Consider the following 14263-nt stretch of genomic DNA (forward strand, 5'->3'; position numbering starts at 1 on the left):
CTTTGATTCGCCGATCCAGGCGTCTTGCGCCAACCCCAACCCGGATCGCTTTTTGCGGAATCCTTAAATGAGCCAACAGTTTCAACACGATGTTCTGGTGATTGGCAGCGGCGCTGCCGGTTTGAGCCTTGCGCTGACCTTGCCCGATCATTTGCGCATCGCCGTACTGAGCAAAGGCGACCTCGCCAACGGCTCGACTTTCTGGGCCCAGGGCGGCGTCGCAGCCGTTCTGGATGACACCGATACTGTCGAATCCCACGTCGATGACACCCTCAACGCCGGCGGCGGCCTGTGCAACGAAGACGCCGTGCGCTTCACCGTCGAGCACAGCCGCGAAGCCATCCAATGGCTGATCGATCAGGGCGTGCCGTTCACCCGCGACGAACACGCTGGCAGTGACGACGGCGGCTTCGAGTTTCACCTGACCCGTGAAGGCGGCCACAGTCATCGGCGCATCATCCACGCGGCCGACGCCACCGGCGCGGCGATCTTCAAGACCCTGCTCGCCCAAGCCAGACNACGCCCCAACATCGAATTGCTGGAGCAGCGTGTCGCCGTCGACCTGATCACGGAAAAACGCCTGGGCCTGGACGGCGAACGCTGCCTCGGCGCCTACGTACTCAATCGTGCCAGCGGTGAAGTCGACACCTACGGCGCACGCTTCACCATTCTCGCCTCGGGCGGCGCGGCCAAGGTCTACCTCTATACCAGCAACCCCGATGGCGCCTGCGGTGATGGCATCGCCATGGCCTGGCGTTCGGGCTGCCGGGTGGCCAATCTGGAATTCAATCAGTTCCACCCCACCTGCCTGTATCACCCGCAAGCCAAGAGTTTCCTGATCACCGAAGCCCTACGCGGTGAAGGCGCACATCTGAAACTGCCGAATGGTGAGCGTTTCATGCAGCGCTTCGACCCACGCGCAGAATTAGCACCACGGGATATCGTCGCCCGCGCCATCGACCACGAAATGAAGCGCCTGGGCATCGACTGCGTCTACCTCGATATCAGCCACAAGCCCGAAGCCTTCATCAAGACTCACTTCCCCACCGTCTACGAGCGCTGCCTGGCGTTCAACATCGATATCACCAAAGGCCCGATCCCCGTGGTGCCGGCCGCGCACTACACCTGCGGCGGCGTGATGGTCGACCAGCATGGCCGCACCGACGTACCCGGCCTGTATGCGATTGGCGAAACCAGCTTTACCGGCCTGCATGGCGCCAACCGCATGGCGAGCAACTCGCTGCTGGAGTGTTTCGTCTACGCCCGTTCGGCAGCGGCGGACATTCTGGAACAGTTGCCGCAGGTTTCGATTCCGATCGCCCTGCCCGTCTGGGATGCCAGTCAGGTCACCGATTCCGACGAAGACGTGATCATTGCGCACAACTGGGATGAACTGCGGCGATTCATGTGGGACTACGTGGGCATCGTGCGCACCAACAAGCGCTTGCAACGCGCGCAGCATCGCGTGCGGTTGCTACTGGATGAGATTGACGAGTTCTACAGCAACTATAAGGTCAGCCGCGACTTGATTGAGTTGCGCAACCTGGCCCAAGTCGCCGAACTGATGATCCGCTCAGCCATGGAGCGCAAGGAAAGTCGCGGCCTGCATTACACCCTCGACTACCCGCAGATGCTGCCCGTCGCACTGGACACTATTCTGGTGCCGCCCACCTACGTCGACTGAATGTGAGCCGAACCCGCAGGCGTCGGTGCACATCCGCCGCCTGCGAATCGCGGGGAACGCAGATCGATCTAACCCGTCGTTCGTCTCGCAGTCGAAAACGCAGGACCACCATCATTGGCAACGCCAGGCTGTCCGGTCGCAGTTGCACGGGCTGCCAACCTGAAGCCTGATTCCACAACTGCCAGCCATCGGCATCGCGACGCAAGCCGCGAAATGCCTGTGTATGTGTCAGCAAAATCTGGCGCGGCAGCAGCCAGACGCCATGAACCACACACAGCGTTATACCGAGCAGACTGGCCCAGAGCGGTATGGAAAGAACAAACAAAGAGCCCAGCGCGAACAGCTGGGCCACAAGATACGCCGCCAGCAACAGCCGAGAGGCCTGCCAGCGGCATTCGAAGGNATTACTTGGGCTGGACACGGTCCAGAATCTTACGAACCATGCGCTGCAGCTCCGGATCTTCAGATTCGGCGCGTTCCATGAACCAGCCGAACATGTCCTGATCTTCGCATTCTAGCAGCTTGCGGTAGCAATCGCGGTCGACGTCGTTGAGGTGCGGGTAGACTTCCTTCACGAACGGCACCAGCAATACGTCAAGCTCGAGCATGCCGCGACGGCTGTGCCAGTAGAGGCGATTGATTTCTACTTCTTCGACCATGGAGCGCTCCTCAAATAGGNGGCAAGTATACAGGCCCAGGCCCGGTCGAACACTCGGCTTTGGTCGGGCGCCATCGATCCTTTGTGAACTACCCATTTCGAGAGCGCCCCCTTATGATGTCCCCCAGACTCTTTACCCTGCGATGACCCATGGCCGATTCTGCTTTTTTCTGCACCCTGCNCCANGAAGGCGTTCTTGCAGTCCGCGGCGCGGACGCCAGCAAATTCCTGCAAGGCCAATTGACCTGCAACCTCAATTATCTGAGCGATACCCAGGCCAGTCTTGGCGCCCGCTGCACGCAGAAAGGCCGCATGCAGTCGAGTTTTCGCATCCTCCTGCAAGGTGATGGCGTGCTCATGACCATGGCCACCGAACTGCTCGAACCGCAACTGGCCGATCTGAAAAAATACGCTGTGTTCTCCAAATCCAAACTGACCGATGAAAGCGCCGCTTGGGTCCGCTTCGGCCTCGATCATGGCGATGCCGCACTGAGCAGCCTGGGTCTTGAGCTGCCGGCAGACACCGACAGCGTCGTGCGTCATGAAGGTCTGATCGCCATTCGTGTCTCGCCGGGCCGCGCTGAACTGTGGGTCGCTGCCGATCAGGCCGACGTCACCAAAGGCAAGCTGTCCGCCCTGTTGACCGAAGGCTCTCTGAATCAATGGCTGCTGGGCCAGATCCGCGCAGGCATCGGCCAGGTCATGCCGCAAACCCGCGAACTGTTCATCCCGCAGATGCTCAACCTGCAGGCCGTCGGCGGCGTCAGCTTCAAGAAAGGCTGCTACACCGGTCAGGAAATCGTCGCGCGCATGCAGTATTTGGGCAAGCTCAAGCGTCGCCTCTATCGCCTGAGNCTGGATGCCAGCGAATTGCCCGAGCCCGGCACACAACTGTTTTCCCCGTCCCATGGCAGTTCTATCGGCGAAGTGGTGCTGGCCGCCAACGCCGGGCAAAACATTGAACTCCTGGCCGTGCTCCAAGCCGAAGCAGCAGAAGGTGGCGACATTCATTTGGGCACCCTCGAAGGGCCAGCCCTGCACCTGCTCGACCTGCCTTATCAACTGGATCGCGATCGCGAAATCCAGCGTTAACCGCAGCATTTGTTGTAACACCCTAGAGAAAAGAAATGAGCGAGCTGGCGGATAAGGTCCAACAGGATTTGGTTGAGGCCATCGATAACGATGACCTGGTTCTGCCGACATTACCGGAAGTGGCCCTGAAAATTCGTCAGGCCGCCGAAGACCCGGAGATCAGCATCAGCCACTTGAGCAAAGTGATCGGTCGCGATACCGCCCTGTCGGCGCGCCTGATCAAAGTGGTCAACAGCCCGCTGCTGCGCGCGACCCAGGAAGTCACCGACCTGCACACCGCCATCACCCGGCTGGGCACCAACTACAGCAGCAACCTGGCCATCGGCCTGGTGATGGAACAAATCTTCCACGCCCGCTCTGAGGTGGTGGCTCAAAAAATGCGCGATGTCTGGCGTAAAAGCCTGGAAATCGCTGGCGTCAGCTATGCGCTGTGCCGCAGTTACACGCAACTCAAACCAGATCAGGCAGCCCTTGGCGGGCTGGTGCATCAGATTGGCGTGCTGCCGATCCTGACCTACGCCGAAGACCATTACGAATTGCTGTCTGACCCGGTCAGCCTCAACCATGTCATCGATCGCATTCATCCCTTGATCGGCGACAAACTGCTCCGGGTCTGGGAGTTTCCGGAAATGCTGGTGCAGTTGCCGGGGTTGTACCTGGATTTCAAGCGCCAGTCCGAGCGAGTCGATTATGTCGACCTGGTTCAGGTGGCCAGCCTGTATTGCCACAAGGACACCGACCACCCGCTGGCCCGTATCGATGCGTTCAGCGTGCCGGCGTTCAAGAAACTGGGGATCGACCCGGAGAATGAAGCGATGTGCCGGGAACTGGAAGAATCGCGGTCGATGTTTTATTGATCATTGTGGCGAGGGGGCTTGTCGGATCGCCACAGGTAAGGTGTTTCACTCCCCCGCGATAAAACTCACCCGCACCTTCAACCCCGCCGACTCACCATCATGCAGGCTGATCTGCGCCAGGTGCGCGCGGCAGATCTCCCCGACAATCGCCAACCCCAGCCCGGACCCGGCCACTTGCTGGTTGCGCCGATAAAAGCGCTCGAACACCCGATCGCGCTCATCAACGGGAATCCCCGGCCCGTCGTCCTCGACCTCCAGCACCGCCGGCGCCGTAACCCGAAGAATCACATTGCCCCCCGGCGGCGTGTGAGCAAGGGCGTTGTCCACCAGATTACTCAGCAGTTCGTTCAACAGCGTCGGTTCGCCGCGCAGCCACACCGGCTCGTCCGCCTCCAACGCCAGGGCGACGCCGCGCGCATGGGCCAACGGCGCCATGGCCATGCCCAGCTCGCGCGCCAACTGACTCAGGTCCAACAACTGCGCGCCGCCCTCGGCAATCGCCCGGGCCCCGTTCTCGACCCGCGCCAGTGAAAGCAATTGATTGGCCAGGTGCGTCAGGCGATCCGTGCCTTGGGCAGCGGTTTCCAGGGTGCTGCGCCAGGTTTGCGGTTCGTTTGAACGCAGGCCCAGTTCGAGTCGCGCCTTGAGCGCCGCCANCGGGGTGCGCAGTTCGTGGGCGGCGTCGGCGATAAACTGCGCCTGCCGCTCAAACTGGCCGCGCANACGCTCGGTAAAGTGATTGAGCGCGCGCACCAGCGGCCACAATTCATGCTGCACTTCCACCAGTGGCAACGGCCGCAAATCATCCGATTGACGCTCTTCCACCGCCGTGCGCAAGCGCTCCAGCGGACGCAACGCCGCGCTGACCGCAAACCACACCATCAGCAACGCGCCGATGGCCAACATGCCCAAACGCAGCAACGTGTCCGCCGCCAGACTGCGAGCCATCGCGACCCGAGCCTCGTCGGTTTCTGCAACACGGATTTCCGCCATGCCGTTCATGTTCGGCTCGCTCACCGGCTTGAGCAGGCTCACCACGCGTACGTTCTGCCCACGGTATTGGGCGTTATAGAAGCGTGCCAGGGCCGGATAGTCATCGGTACGCGGCGTCCCTGGGGGCGGGCCCGGGAGGTTTTCGTAGCCCGAAATCAGCTTCTGATTGATGTCATTGACCTGATAATAAATGCGCCCGGCGCTGTCGTAGGCGAAGGTGTCCAGCGCCACATAAGGCACGTCGGCGCTGAGGCTGCCATCGCGCTGGGACACGCCGGCGGCGATGGTCCGCGCCGACGCCAGCAGGGTCCGGTCATAAGCCGTGTCGGCGGCTTCGCGACCATTCCAGTACGCGCTCATGCCGCTGGCCAGCATCAACACCACCAGCAACAGCGCCAGGTTCCACAGCAGGCGCCAGCGCAGGCTGCTGGGCTTATGCATCGCGCGCTTCCAGCAAATAGCCGAGGCCGCGGAACGTCACGATGGCGACCGGTTGGCCGTCGAGCTTCTTGCGCAAACGGTGGACGTAGATTTCGATCGCATCCGGACTGGCTTCTTCATCCAGGCCGAAGACCTGAGAGGCCAGTTGCTCTTTGCTCATCACGCGGCCGGGCCGGGCGATCANTGCTTCAAGGACCGCCTGCTCGCGCGAGGTCAGGGTCAGTAATTCTTCACCGAGGGTGAAGCGCCGAGTGTCCAGGTCATAGGCCAGCACGCCGCAGCGCTGCTGACGCTCACCGCCCAGCACACTGCGCCGCAACAGGGCTTTGACCCGGGCTTCGAGCTCGGTCAGTTCGAAAGGTTTGGCCAGGTAATCGTCGGCGCCAAGGTTGAGCCCGTGCACCCGGTCCTTGACGTCGCTGCGTGCGGTCAGCATCAGCACCGGCAGGTTTTTGCCCCGGGCCCGCAGACGCGCCAACACCTCAAAACCATCCATGCGCGGCAGCCCTACATCGAGAATCACCACCGCGTATTCCTCGCTGCTCAAGGCCAGGTCCGCGGCCACCCCATCGTGCAACACGTCGACGGTCAAACCCGTGCTCTTGAGCGCCTGGGCAACACTTTCGGCGAGTTGCAAATGGTCTTCAACGAGCAGGACACGCATGGATCTTTACCTCATTCAGGGATGGTCGACGCCATTCTTTGGCGCGGAGTTTACAGCCGCATCCGCCGCTGTGAAGCCTGAAAACTGTGAAAGCCAACTGAAAGGTTAGTGAAAGGTTGGCCCGTTAGAGTCGCCCCACGGATGGTTTCGACTGCGGACCACCCAATCGTGCTTTGAAATGTAGCTCCCGAAAAATGCCTTGATGCATTTTCGCCAATAAGAACAATAACGAGGTACTGCACCATGCTGGCCAGACAGCTTCAGGTTTGCCCGTCCCACCCGTTTTTTCAATCCCCCTCGTTCACGCTTGTCAGCGCCCCTACCGGCTGCACGGCGCGAAACCGCCGCACCTGAAACATCCCCAAAAACAAAAACTCCCGTGGAGACAATAATGAATCGATCACTGCGCCGTTTCGCCCTCGCTGCCAGCTGCATGCTGTTCGCCGGCCAACTGATGGCCGANCCCAAACGCCCGGAGTGCATCGCCCCGGCCTCGCCCGGCGGTGGTTTCGACCTGACCTGCAAACTGGCGCAAAGCGCGCTGGTGAACGAAAAGCTGCTGAGCAAACCGATGCGCGTGACCTACATGCCCGGCGGTGTCGGCGCGGTGGCGTACAACGCAGTGGTTGCTCAACGTCCGGCCGATGCCGGCACATTGGTGGCGTGGTCCAGCGGTTCGCTGCTGAACCTGGCCCAAGGCAAATTCGGTCGTTTCGATGAAAGCGCCGTGCGTTGGTTGGCGGCGGTGGGCACCAGTTACGGTGCCATTGCCGTCAAAAGCGATTCGCCCTACAAGACCCTCGACGATCTCGTAAAAGCCTTGAAGAAAGATCCAGGCAGCGTAGTGATCGGTTCCGGTGGCACCGTCGGCAGCCAGGACTGGATGCAAACCGCACTGATTGCCAAGGCCGCCGGGATCAACCCGCGTGAACTGCGCTATGTGGCCCTCGAAGGCGGCGGCGAAATCGCCACCGCCCTGCTCGGTGGCCATATCCAGGTGGGCAGTACCGACATTTCCGACTCCATGCCGCACATCCTCAGCGGCGACATGCGCCTGCTCGCCGTGTTCGCCGAAGAGCGCCTGGACGAGCCGGAAATGAAGAATATTCCTACCGCCAAAGAGCAAGGCTACGACATCGTCTGGCCGGTAGTTCGCGGCTTCTACCTCGGGCCAAAAGTCAGCGACGCCGACTACGCCTGGTGGAAAGACGCGTTCGACAAACTGCTGGCCTCCGAAGACTTCGCCAAGCTGCGTGACCAGCGCGAGCTGTTCCCGTTCGCCCTGACCGGCCCGGAGCTGGACACCTACGTGAAGAAACAGGTGGCTGACTACAAAGTGCTGGCCAAAGAGTTCGGCCTGATCCAGTGATCGCCTCTGTCTAGCGGCTGCGGTCCCGTTTTGCGGGGCCGTGGCACAGGAGTTTCCCATGCTCTTACAACGCATTTTTGCTTCGGTGCTGTTGCTGGCCTGTCTCAGCCTGGTGCTGATGGCCTGGCCCTACCAGGCGCCTTTTTCCTACGAACCAATCGGACCACGCGCCTTCCCCCTGCTGATGCTGGGGCTGATGGGCCTGGGTCTGGTTTACATGCTGTTCCGCCCACAACCGACCAAGCACACCGAGGAAGAACCCGCCCTGGACCGCGACACGCTGGTCAAGATCGGTATCTGCGTCACGTTGTTGATCGTGTTTGCCGCGACCTTCGAGTCCCTGGGTTTCATCCTCAGCAGCATGCTGATCGGCATCCCGATGGCACGCCTGTATGGCGGCCGCTGGTTGCCGAGCGTGGTGATCGTCACCTTGATGGCTATCGGCCTTTACCTGCTGTTCGATAAAGCCATGGATGTACCGCTGCCCCTCGGCCTGCTTGAAGTTCTGGAGAACTGATATGGATACGTTCAGCTATTTGGGCCAGGGCTTCGGCGTTGCACTGACCCCTTATAACCTGGTGACCGCCCTGTGCGGCACCTTGATCGGCACCGTGGTCGGCCTGCTGCCGGGCCTGGGCCCGATCAACGGCGTGGCCTTGTTGATCCCCATCGCGTTCGCCCTGGGCCTGCCGCCGGAATCGGCGTTGATCCTGCTGGCAGCGGTGTACCTGGGCTGCGAGTACGGCGGCCGTATCAGTTCGATCCTGTTGAACATCCCTGGCGAAGCCTCCACCGTGATGACCACCCTCGACGGCTACCCGATGGCCCGCAAAGGCCTGGCCGGTGTAGCGCTGTCGTTGTCGGCATGGAGTTCATTCATCGGCGCGTTCATCGCCACCTGCGGCATGGTGCTGTTTGCGCCTTTGTTGGCCAAATGGGCGATTGCCTTCGGCCCGGCGGAATATTTCGTACTGATGGTCTTCGCGATTGTCTGCCTCGGCGGCATGGCCGGTGACAAACCGCTGAAGACATTTGTTGCAGCGCTGATCGGCCTGTTCCTCTCGGCCGTCGGTATCGACGCCAACAGCGGCGTGTACCGCTTTACCGGCGACAACATCCACCTCACCGATGGCATTCAATTTGTGGTGTTGGTGCTGGGCCTGTTCTCCATCAGCGAGATTCTTTTGCTGCTGGAAAAAACCCACCGTGGCCAGGAAGCGGTGAAGGCCACTGGGCGGATGATGTTCAACCTGAAGGAAGCTTCCTCGGTGTTCGTGGTTAACATCCGCTGCGGCCTGCTGGGCTTCATCATGGGCGTGCTGCCGGGTGCCGGTGCGACACTGGCCAGTGCCGTGGCCTACATGACCGAGAAACGCCTGGCCGGTGCCAGCGGTAAATTCGGCCAGGGTGACATGCGCGGCCTCGCTGCGCCGGAAACCGCGATCGGCGCTTCCGCGTGCGGCGCGCTGGTGCCGATGCTGACCCTGGGCGTGCCAGGTTCGGGCACCACGGCGGTGATGATCGGCGCCCTGTCGCTGTACAACATCACCCCCGGCCCACTGCTGTTCCAACAACAGCCGGACATCGTCTGGGGCCTGATCGCTTCGTTGTTTGTCGCCAACATCATGCTGGTGATCCTCAACATCCCGATGATCCGCATCTTCACGCGCATCCTCGCCGTGCCGAACTGGGCGCTGGTGCCAGTGATCGCCATCATCACCGCGATCGGTGTGTACGCGGTTCACGCCACCACCTTCGACCTGTTCCTGATGGTCGGCATCGGCATCTTCGGCTACCTCCTGCGCAAGCTGGACTTCCCGCTGTCGCCGGTGCTGCTGGGCTTTATCCTCGGTGGCCTGATGGAGCAAAACCTGCGCCGTGCACTGTCGATCTCCAACGGTGCGCTGGACATCCTCTGGTCAAGCCCGATCACGTTCGGGGTGTGGGCGTTGATCGCGGTGATGTTGCTGGTGCCGATCCTGCGGATCTGGCGCAAACGCTCGGTTGCCCGGCGCGTTGTCGCCGATGTCTGATCGAACACCCTTCAAAGCCTGGTGGGGTACGCCGCTGGTCGGCGCGCTGGGCGGTTACCTGGCCAGCCTCGTCGGCTGGCCTTTGCCGTATATGGTCGGCTCGTTGCTGGCGATCATTCTGGTGCGCTGCCTGACGCCGTGGCAGTTGGCGGAGATTCCCGGCGGGCGCAAATGCGGCCAATGGGTGGTGGGCATCGGCATCGGCCTGCACTTCACCCCGGTGGTGATCGAGCAGGTGATGAGCCACTTCGGCCTGATTTTCTTCGGTGCGCTGATCACCAGCGTGTCGAGCATCGTCGGCGTGTGGTTGATGCGCCGCAGCGGTGAAGACCGCGCCACTGCGTTTTTCTCCAGCATGCCGGGCGGCTCCGGGGAGATGGTCAACCTCGGCGCACGCAACGGCGCGGTGCTCAGCCGTGTCGCGGCAGGGCAGAGTTTGCGCGTGCTGGTGGTGGTGCTGTGTGTGCCGGCGATCTTCAAATACTTGCTGGGTTACGGCGCACCGGTCTTGCACCCAAGCACCGTCAATTGGTGGTGGCTGGCCCTTCTATTCCCGGCAGGTGCGCTGGCGGCCTGGCTCTGGGAACGTCTTCGTCAACCCAATCCGTGGCTGTTCGGGCCGTTGCTGGTGAGTGCGGCGGTGAGCATTGGTTGGGATTTGCACATCGGCTTGCCCGACGGCGGCAGCCAGATCGGTCAATGGCTGATCGGCAGCGGTTTGGGCTGCCATTTCAATCGACAGTTTTTCCGGCGGGCGCCTTCCTTTATGGGCAGGACCTTGATCGGGACGGTGTTGACCATGTTGATCGCAACGGCGGCGGCATTGGGATTGAGTGCGCTGACGCATCTGGATTTGCGTTCGCTGACGTTGGGCATGATGCCCGGCGGCATTGCCGAGATGAGCCTGACGGCGGAGACCCTGCAATTGTCGGTGCCGCTGGTGACGGCGATGCAGGTGATGCGGCTGTTGTTTGTGCTGTTTTTGGCGGAACCGTTGTTCAGGTATTGGAATCGCGAGCCGGAACCAGACCGGTAGACCGAATTGGAGCCTTCGCGGGCAAGCCTCGCTCCTACAGGTCCAGTGCAAGTCCGGTAGGAGCGAGGCTTGCCCGCGAAGCTTTTAGACTGGCGGCAACCGCCACTCAATCGGCGTTTCACCGTTCTGCTCAAGAAACTTGTTGGTCCGGCTGAAATGCCCGCACCCCAGAAACCCGCGATACGCCGAAAGCGGCGACGGATGCACTGACGTCAGCACCAGGTGTTTGGTCGCATCGATCAGTTTCTGTTTGCTCTGTGCATGCGCGCCCCACAGCATGAACACCAGATGCGGTTGCTGCTGGCTGACCACTTCAATGATTCGATCCGTGAAAAACTGCCAGCCCTTGTCTTTNTGCGCGTTGGCAGTGGCGCGCTCCACGGTCATGGTGGTGTTGAGCATCAGCACGCCCTGATCGGCCCAGCTTTGCAGGCAACCGTGGTTGGGAATGTCGATGTTCAGGTCGCGCTTGAGCTCTTTGTAAATATTCACCAGGGACGGCGGCGTCGGCACACCCGGTTGCACCGAAAAACACAGACCATGGGCCTGGCCAGGGCCGTGGTACGGGTCTTGGCCGAGGATCACCACCTTGACCTTGTCCAGCGGCGTGGAGTTAAGCGCATTGAAAATCAGCGGNCCCGGAGGATAGATTTCCTTGCCCGCCGCGCGCTCCTGTTGCAGGAAGTTGCGCAACTCTGCCATGTAAGGCTGGTCGAATTCGGCACGTAGCGCCTCCTTCCAGCCCGGTTCGAGTTTGATACGGTCATCAGCAGTCATGGTTACATCCGGCAAAAACAATGGGGCGAACCCTAGGAAAGCTGACCATGCTTGTCAATTGATCTGACGCAGATCCGGCACTTTCCTACATAGCGATCATACTGAACGCTCAATTTCCCTATCGAGGTCACGATGAATCTGCACTTCGAAGAACTCACCGGCACCGACGGCGCACGCATCGGCATTGCCAGTCTGGATGCCGAAAAATCGCTCAACGCCCTCTCCTTGCCCATGATCCGCGCCCTGCGCGATCAAATGGACGCCTGGGCCAAAGATCCGCAAATTGTCTGCGTTCTGCTGCGCGGTAACGGCGCCAAAGCCTTCTGCGCCGGCGGCGAAGTGCGCAGCCTGGTCGAAGCCTGCCGCGCTCATCCGGGAGAAGTCCCGCCCTTGGCCGCGCACTTCTTTGCAGCGGAATATCGCCTCGACTTCAATCTGCACACCTACCCCAAACCGCTGATCTGCTGGGGCCATGGTTATGTGCTGGGCGGTGGCATGGGGTTGCTGCAAGGGGCAAGCATCCGGATTGTCACGCCGAGCAGCCGCCTGGCGATGCCGGAAATCAGCATCGGTTTGTACCCGGATGTCGGCGCCAGCTGGTTCCTGTCACGGCTGCCCGGCAAGCTCGGCTTGTTCCTGGGGCTGACCGGCGCACACATGAACGGTCGCGATGCGATCGACCTGGACCTGGCTGACCGTTTCCTGCGCGATGACCAGCAAGAAGAATTGATCGAAGGCCTGCTGCAACTGAACTGGCAGGAACAAACCGCCATGCAGCTCAACAGCCTGCTCAAGGCCTTGCAGCAGGAAGCCGTCGCGCAAATGCCCGCCGCGCAGTGGCTGCCTCGACGCCAGCAAATCGATGAACTGCTGGATGTCAGCGATGTGCGTTGCGCCTGGAAAGCCATCAGCCCTCTGCGTGACCATACGGACCTGCTGTTAAGTCGAGCGGCGAAGACCATGACCGAAGGCTCGCCCCTGACCGCGCATCTGGTGTGGGAACAGATCGCCCGCGCCCGGCACATGTCGCTGGCCGAGGTCTTCCAGATGGAATACACGATAAGCCTCAACTGCTGCCGACATCCGGAGTTCAGCGAGGGGGTGCGGGCACGGTTGATCGACAAGGATCAGAAACCGCACTGGCATTGGCAGGACATCAATACGGTGCCGGATGCGGTGGTGGAAGCGCACTTTCACAAGGTCTGGGAAGGTCGGCATCCGCTGGCGGATCTGTCGGAATACTAAAAAAATGTGGGAGCGAGTCTGCTCGCGATAGCGGTTTGTCATCCAACATTAAGTTGATTGACAGTCCACCATCGCGAGCAGGCTCGCTCCCACAGTAGTGCGTCTAACTGATCAGGTTAACGACGGCCACCCCGGCCATCGTGATCGCCGCGACCGTTATGGTCGCCTCGTCCGCCGTGATTGCGCCCGCCATTGCCACGGTCATCGTTGCTCCAACCGCCGCGGTTACGGCCGTCCCAACCATGGGCCCGGTATTCGCCCCGTTGCGACTGGTAATAACGGGGTGCCGGTTGATAAACCCGCGGCTGATGGTAATACCGCGGCGTTGGCTGGTAATACCGCGCCGGTGGCGCGTAGTACCGGCGTGGCGGCGTGTAATAACCGCCGCCACCTGAATAGTAAGGTCCGCCACCGGAATAATAGGCGGGCGCTGGCGAGGTATAGACCTCGGAACTGTAGTAGCTGCCTCCTCCATCGGAATAGGGCACGCACGCACCAAGAGACAATCCCACTACTGCAATCAGAAGAATTCGGCGGAGCTGTTTTCGACAGAGCATGGCGGCCTCCTGGACCGCGAGTGAGCCATACCAGCGACGCTGGCAGGCGACAGTCAATTATTCGGTGACTGTCGAAAGATCAGACATCGTTTTCCAAATCTGGTGCGTTCCTGAAACAGATTGAAACAAGTCGCCGATGAAAGGTTTTTCATCTATTCACCCGCTGATTAATGGTGGCCACCGCGATATCCACCGCCGTAATGACGTGGCCCGTGTCCACCCCAATAGTAATAGCGATAACCGCCATAAAAGCGCGGGCCGTAGTAGTAGCGCGGTCCGTAATAGTAGGAATAGGGTGAATAGCCGGGGTAGTAATAAGGCGCGGAATAAACATCGTAGCCACCGGCGTAGTAATAGCAGCCGGACAACCCAAGACCGAAAACCACACCGAACAACAGTCGACGAAACATGGCGGCCTCCTGAAAGACCACAACCGGAACAGGCCGGCTGACACCACTTTTGACTGGCAATCCCAAGCTGAGTGCCGAGCGGCCCGGACCTTCAGATCAGCGGCCAGCCCGATCCATTGCGGTGCACCCACGCACCATCACAAGGCAACACCGCCTCCCCTGCCCCAAGCGCTCATCGCGCAATCCCCTACCCTAGAGCCCTCAAACCAACTTGGCACGGCTCTCGCTTTAGCAAACCCGTGCAGGAGTCATCACAAGGTTCGCGGCACCACAATTTGCAATGGCTGACTAGGGTTCCGGCTCGCTGATCGCGAGTGGCTGGTCCGAGAGTTGGCGACCTCCAGTTGAGGTTACACGGCGGGATAAAAGCCCGGGAGACAAGCCACCGTTCACGGTGCCGCGTTGCTCCTGCTCGCCCTTGATCAACTGGAGAAGCCCCATGCTCAA

At 60.8% G+C, this 14263-nt stretch carries 15 protein-coding genes and 1 riboswitch; of the genes, 8 read left to right on the forward strand and 7 right to left on the reverse strand.

Annotation, left to right across the window (positions count from 1 at the left end; all coding sequences use genetic code 11):
* Nucleotides 1-67: 67 nt before the first annotated feature.
* Nucleotides 68-1684: an L-aspartate oxidase gene (gene nadB, locus B7L09_RS09920; RefSeq protein ID WP_094468677.1), complete on the forward strand. Its 1617-nt coding sequence runs from the start codon at nucleotides 68-70 to the stop codon at nucleotides 1682-1684.
* On the opposite strand, the gene B7L09_RS09925 is transcribed toward nadB, so the two are convergent.
* On the reverse strand, nucleotides 1653-2105 hold the full coding sequence (locus B7L09_RS09925) for a protein YgfX (RefSeq protein WP_094468678.1): 453 nt from the start codon (nucleotides 2103-2105) through the stop codon (nucleotides 1653-1655). The two genes, nadB and B7L09_RS09925, sit on opposite strands and share 32 nt — an antisense overlap.
* Nucleotides 2089-2343 (reverse strand): FAD assembly factor SdhE, encoded by a 255-nt coding sequence (locus tag B7L09_RS09930; RefSeq protein ID WP_094468679.1) that lies wholly within the window; start codon nucleotides 2341-2343, stop codon nucleotides 2089-2091. The genes B7L09_RS09925 and B7L09_RS09930 overlap by 17 nt, the downstream gene beginning before the upstream one ends.
* Before the next feature lie 149 nt (nucleotides 2344-2492).
* Between B7L09_RS09930 and ygfZ the strand changes: the two genes are divergently transcribed.
* Both ygfZ and B7L09_RS09940 read left to right on the forward strand, forming a co-directional pair.
* Complete coding sequence (gene ygfZ, locus B7L09_RS09935; protein WP_094468680.1) at nucleotides 2493-3434, forward strand: CAF17-like 4Fe-4S cluster assembly/insertion protein YgfZ; 942 nt, start codon at nucleotides 2493-2495, stop codon at nucleotides 3432-3434.
* A gap of 35 nt (nucleotides 3435-3469) precedes the next feature.
* Nucleotides 3470-4291: an HDOD domain-containing protein gene (locus B7L09_RS09940; protein WP_094468681.1), complete on the forward strand. Its 822-nt coding sequence runs from the start codon at nucleotides 3470-3472 to the stop codon at nucleotides 4289-4291.
* Between the two features lie 45 nt (nucleotides 4292-4336).
* Here B7L09_RS09940 and B7L09_RS09945 read toward each other — a convergent pair whose 3' ends face one another.
* Both B7L09_RS09945 and B7L09_RS09950 read right to left on the reverse strand, forming a co-directional pair.
* Complete coding sequence (locus tag B7L09_RS09945) at nucleotides 4337-5725, reverse strand: sensor histidine kinase (RefSeq protein ID WP_094468682.1); 1389 nt, start codon at nucleotides 5723-5725, stop codon at nucleotides 4337-4339.
* On the reverse strand, nucleotides 5718-6389 hold the full coding sequence (locus B7L09_RS09950) for a response regulator (RefSeq protein WP_094468683.1): 672 nt from the start codon (nucleotides 6387-6389) through the stop codon (nucleotides 5718-5720). Before B7L09_RS09950 ends, B7L09_RS09945 begins: the two co-directional genes overlap by 8 nt.
* Before the next feature lie 391 nt (nucleotides 6390-6780).
* Between B7L09_RS09950 and B7L09_RS09955 the strand changes: the two genes are divergently transcribed.
* Genes B7L09_RS09955 through B7L09_RS09970 form a run of 4 tightly spaced genes read left to right on the forward strand, consistent with a single transcriptional unit; the run spans nucleotide 6781 to nucleotide 10827 of the window.
* On the forward strand, nucleotides 6781-7758 hold the full coding sequence (locus B7L09_RS09955) for a Bug family tripartite tricarboxylate transporter substrate binding protein (protein ID WP_094468684.1): 978 nt from the start codon (nucleotides 6781-6783) through the stop codon (nucleotides 7756-7758).
* Between the two features lie 58 nt (nucleotides 7759-7816).
* Nucleotides 7817-8275, forward strand: a complete 459-nt coding sequence (locus B7L09_RS09960; RefSeq protein ID WP_094468685.1) for a tripartite tricarboxylate transporter TctB family protein — start codon at nucleotides 7817-7819, stop codon at nucleotides 8273-8275.
* Nucleotide 8276: 1 nt separating this feature from the next.
* Nucleotides 8277-9791: a tripartite tricarboxylate transporter permease gene (locus B7L09_RS09965; protein WP_094468686.1), complete on the forward strand. Its 1515-nt coding sequence runs from the start codon at nucleotides 8277-8279 to the stop codon at nucleotides 9789-9791.
* Entirely contained in the window at nucleotides 9784-10827 is a 1044-nt protein-coding gene (locus B7L09_RS09970) for an AbrB family transcriptional regulator (RefSeq protein ID WP_094468687.1), read from the forward strand. Before B7L09_RS09965 ends, B7L09_RS09970 begins: the two co-directional genes overlap by 8 nt.
* Nucleotides 10828-10911: 84 nt before the next feature.
* Here B7L09_RS09970 and ung read toward each other — a convergent pair whose 3' ends face one another.
* Complete coding sequence (ung, locus tag B7L09_RS09975) at nucleotides 10912-11604, reverse strand: uracil-DNA glycosylase (RefSeq protein WP_094468688.1); 693 nt, start codon at nucleotides 11602-11604, stop codon at nucleotides 10912-10914.
* A 132-nt stretch (nucleotides 11605-11736) separates the two neighbouring features.
* Here ung and dspII point away from each other — a divergent pair, with 132 nt between their 5' ends.
* Entirely contained in the window at nucleotides 11737-12849 is a 1113-nt protein-coding gene (gene dspII / locus B7L09_RS09980) for an enoyl-CoA hydratase/isomerase DspII (protein ID WP_094468689.1), read from the forward strand.
* Nucleotides 12850-12965: 116 nt separating this feature from the next.
* On the opposite strand, the gene B7L09_RS09985 is transcribed toward dspII, so the two are convergent.
* The gene (locus B7L09_RS09985) at nucleotides 12966-13406 is read right to left on the reverse strand and encodes a hypothetical protein (protein ID WP_094468690.1); all 441 of its coding nucleotides are present in this window, start codon (nucleotides 13404-13406) and stop codon (nucleotides 12966-12968) included.
* Nucleotides 13407-13573: 167 nt separating this feature from the next.
* Complete coding sequence (locus B7L09_RS09990; RefSeq protein ID WP_094468691.1) at nucleotides 13574-13816, reverse strand: hypothetical protein; 243 nt, start codon at nucleotides 13814-13816, stop codon at nucleotides 13574-13576.
* Between the two features lie 277 nt (nucleotides 13817-14093).
* Nucleotides 14094-14195: riboswitch (guanidine-I (ykkC/yxkD leader) on the forward strand.
* The last annotated feature ends 68 nt before the right edge of the window (nucleotides 14196-14263 follow it).

Source organism: Pseudomonas mandelii (assembly GCF_002251635.1).
Lineage (GTDB): Bacteria > Pseudomonadota > Gammaproteobacteria > Pseudomonadales > Pseudomonadaceae > Aquipseudomonas > Aquipseudomonas mandelii_B.

Excerpts from the sequence above, each read along its gene's own strand:
- dspII (WP_094468689.1), top strand. The coding sequence starts at position 11,737 with ATGAATCTGCACTTCGAAGAACTCACCGGCACCGACGGCGCACGCATC.
- B7L09_RS09930 (WP_094468679.1), bottom strand. The coding sequence starts at position 2,343 with ATGGTCGAAGAAGTAGAAATCAATCGCCTCTACTGGCACAGCCGTCGC.
- B7L09_RS09940 (WP_094468681.1), top strand. The coding sequence starts at position 3,470 with ATGAGCGAGCTGGCGGATAAGGTCCAACAGGATTTGGTTGAGGCCATC.
- B7L09_RS09990 (WP_094468691.1), bottom strand. The coding sequence starts at position 13,816 with ATGTTTCGTCGACTGTTGTTCGGTGTGGTTTTCGGTCTTGGGTTGTCC.
- B7L09_RS09985 (WP_094468690.1), bottom strand. The coding sequence starts at position 13,406 with ATGCTCTGTCGAAAACAGCTCCGCCGAATTCTTCTGATTGCAGTAGTG.
- B7L09_RS09960 (WP_094468685.1), top strand. The coding sequence starts at position 7,817 with ATGCTCTTACAACGCATTTTTGCTTCGGTGCTGTTGCTGGCCTGTCTC.
- B7L09_RS09970 (WP_094468687.1), top strand. The coding sequence starts at position 9,784 with ATGTCTGATCGAACACCCTTCAAAGCCTGGTGGGGTACGCCGCTGGTC.
- B7L09_RS09965 (WP_094468686.1), top strand. The coding sequence starts at position 8,277 with ATGGATACGTTCAGCTATTTGGGCCAGGGCTTCGGCGTTGCACTGACC.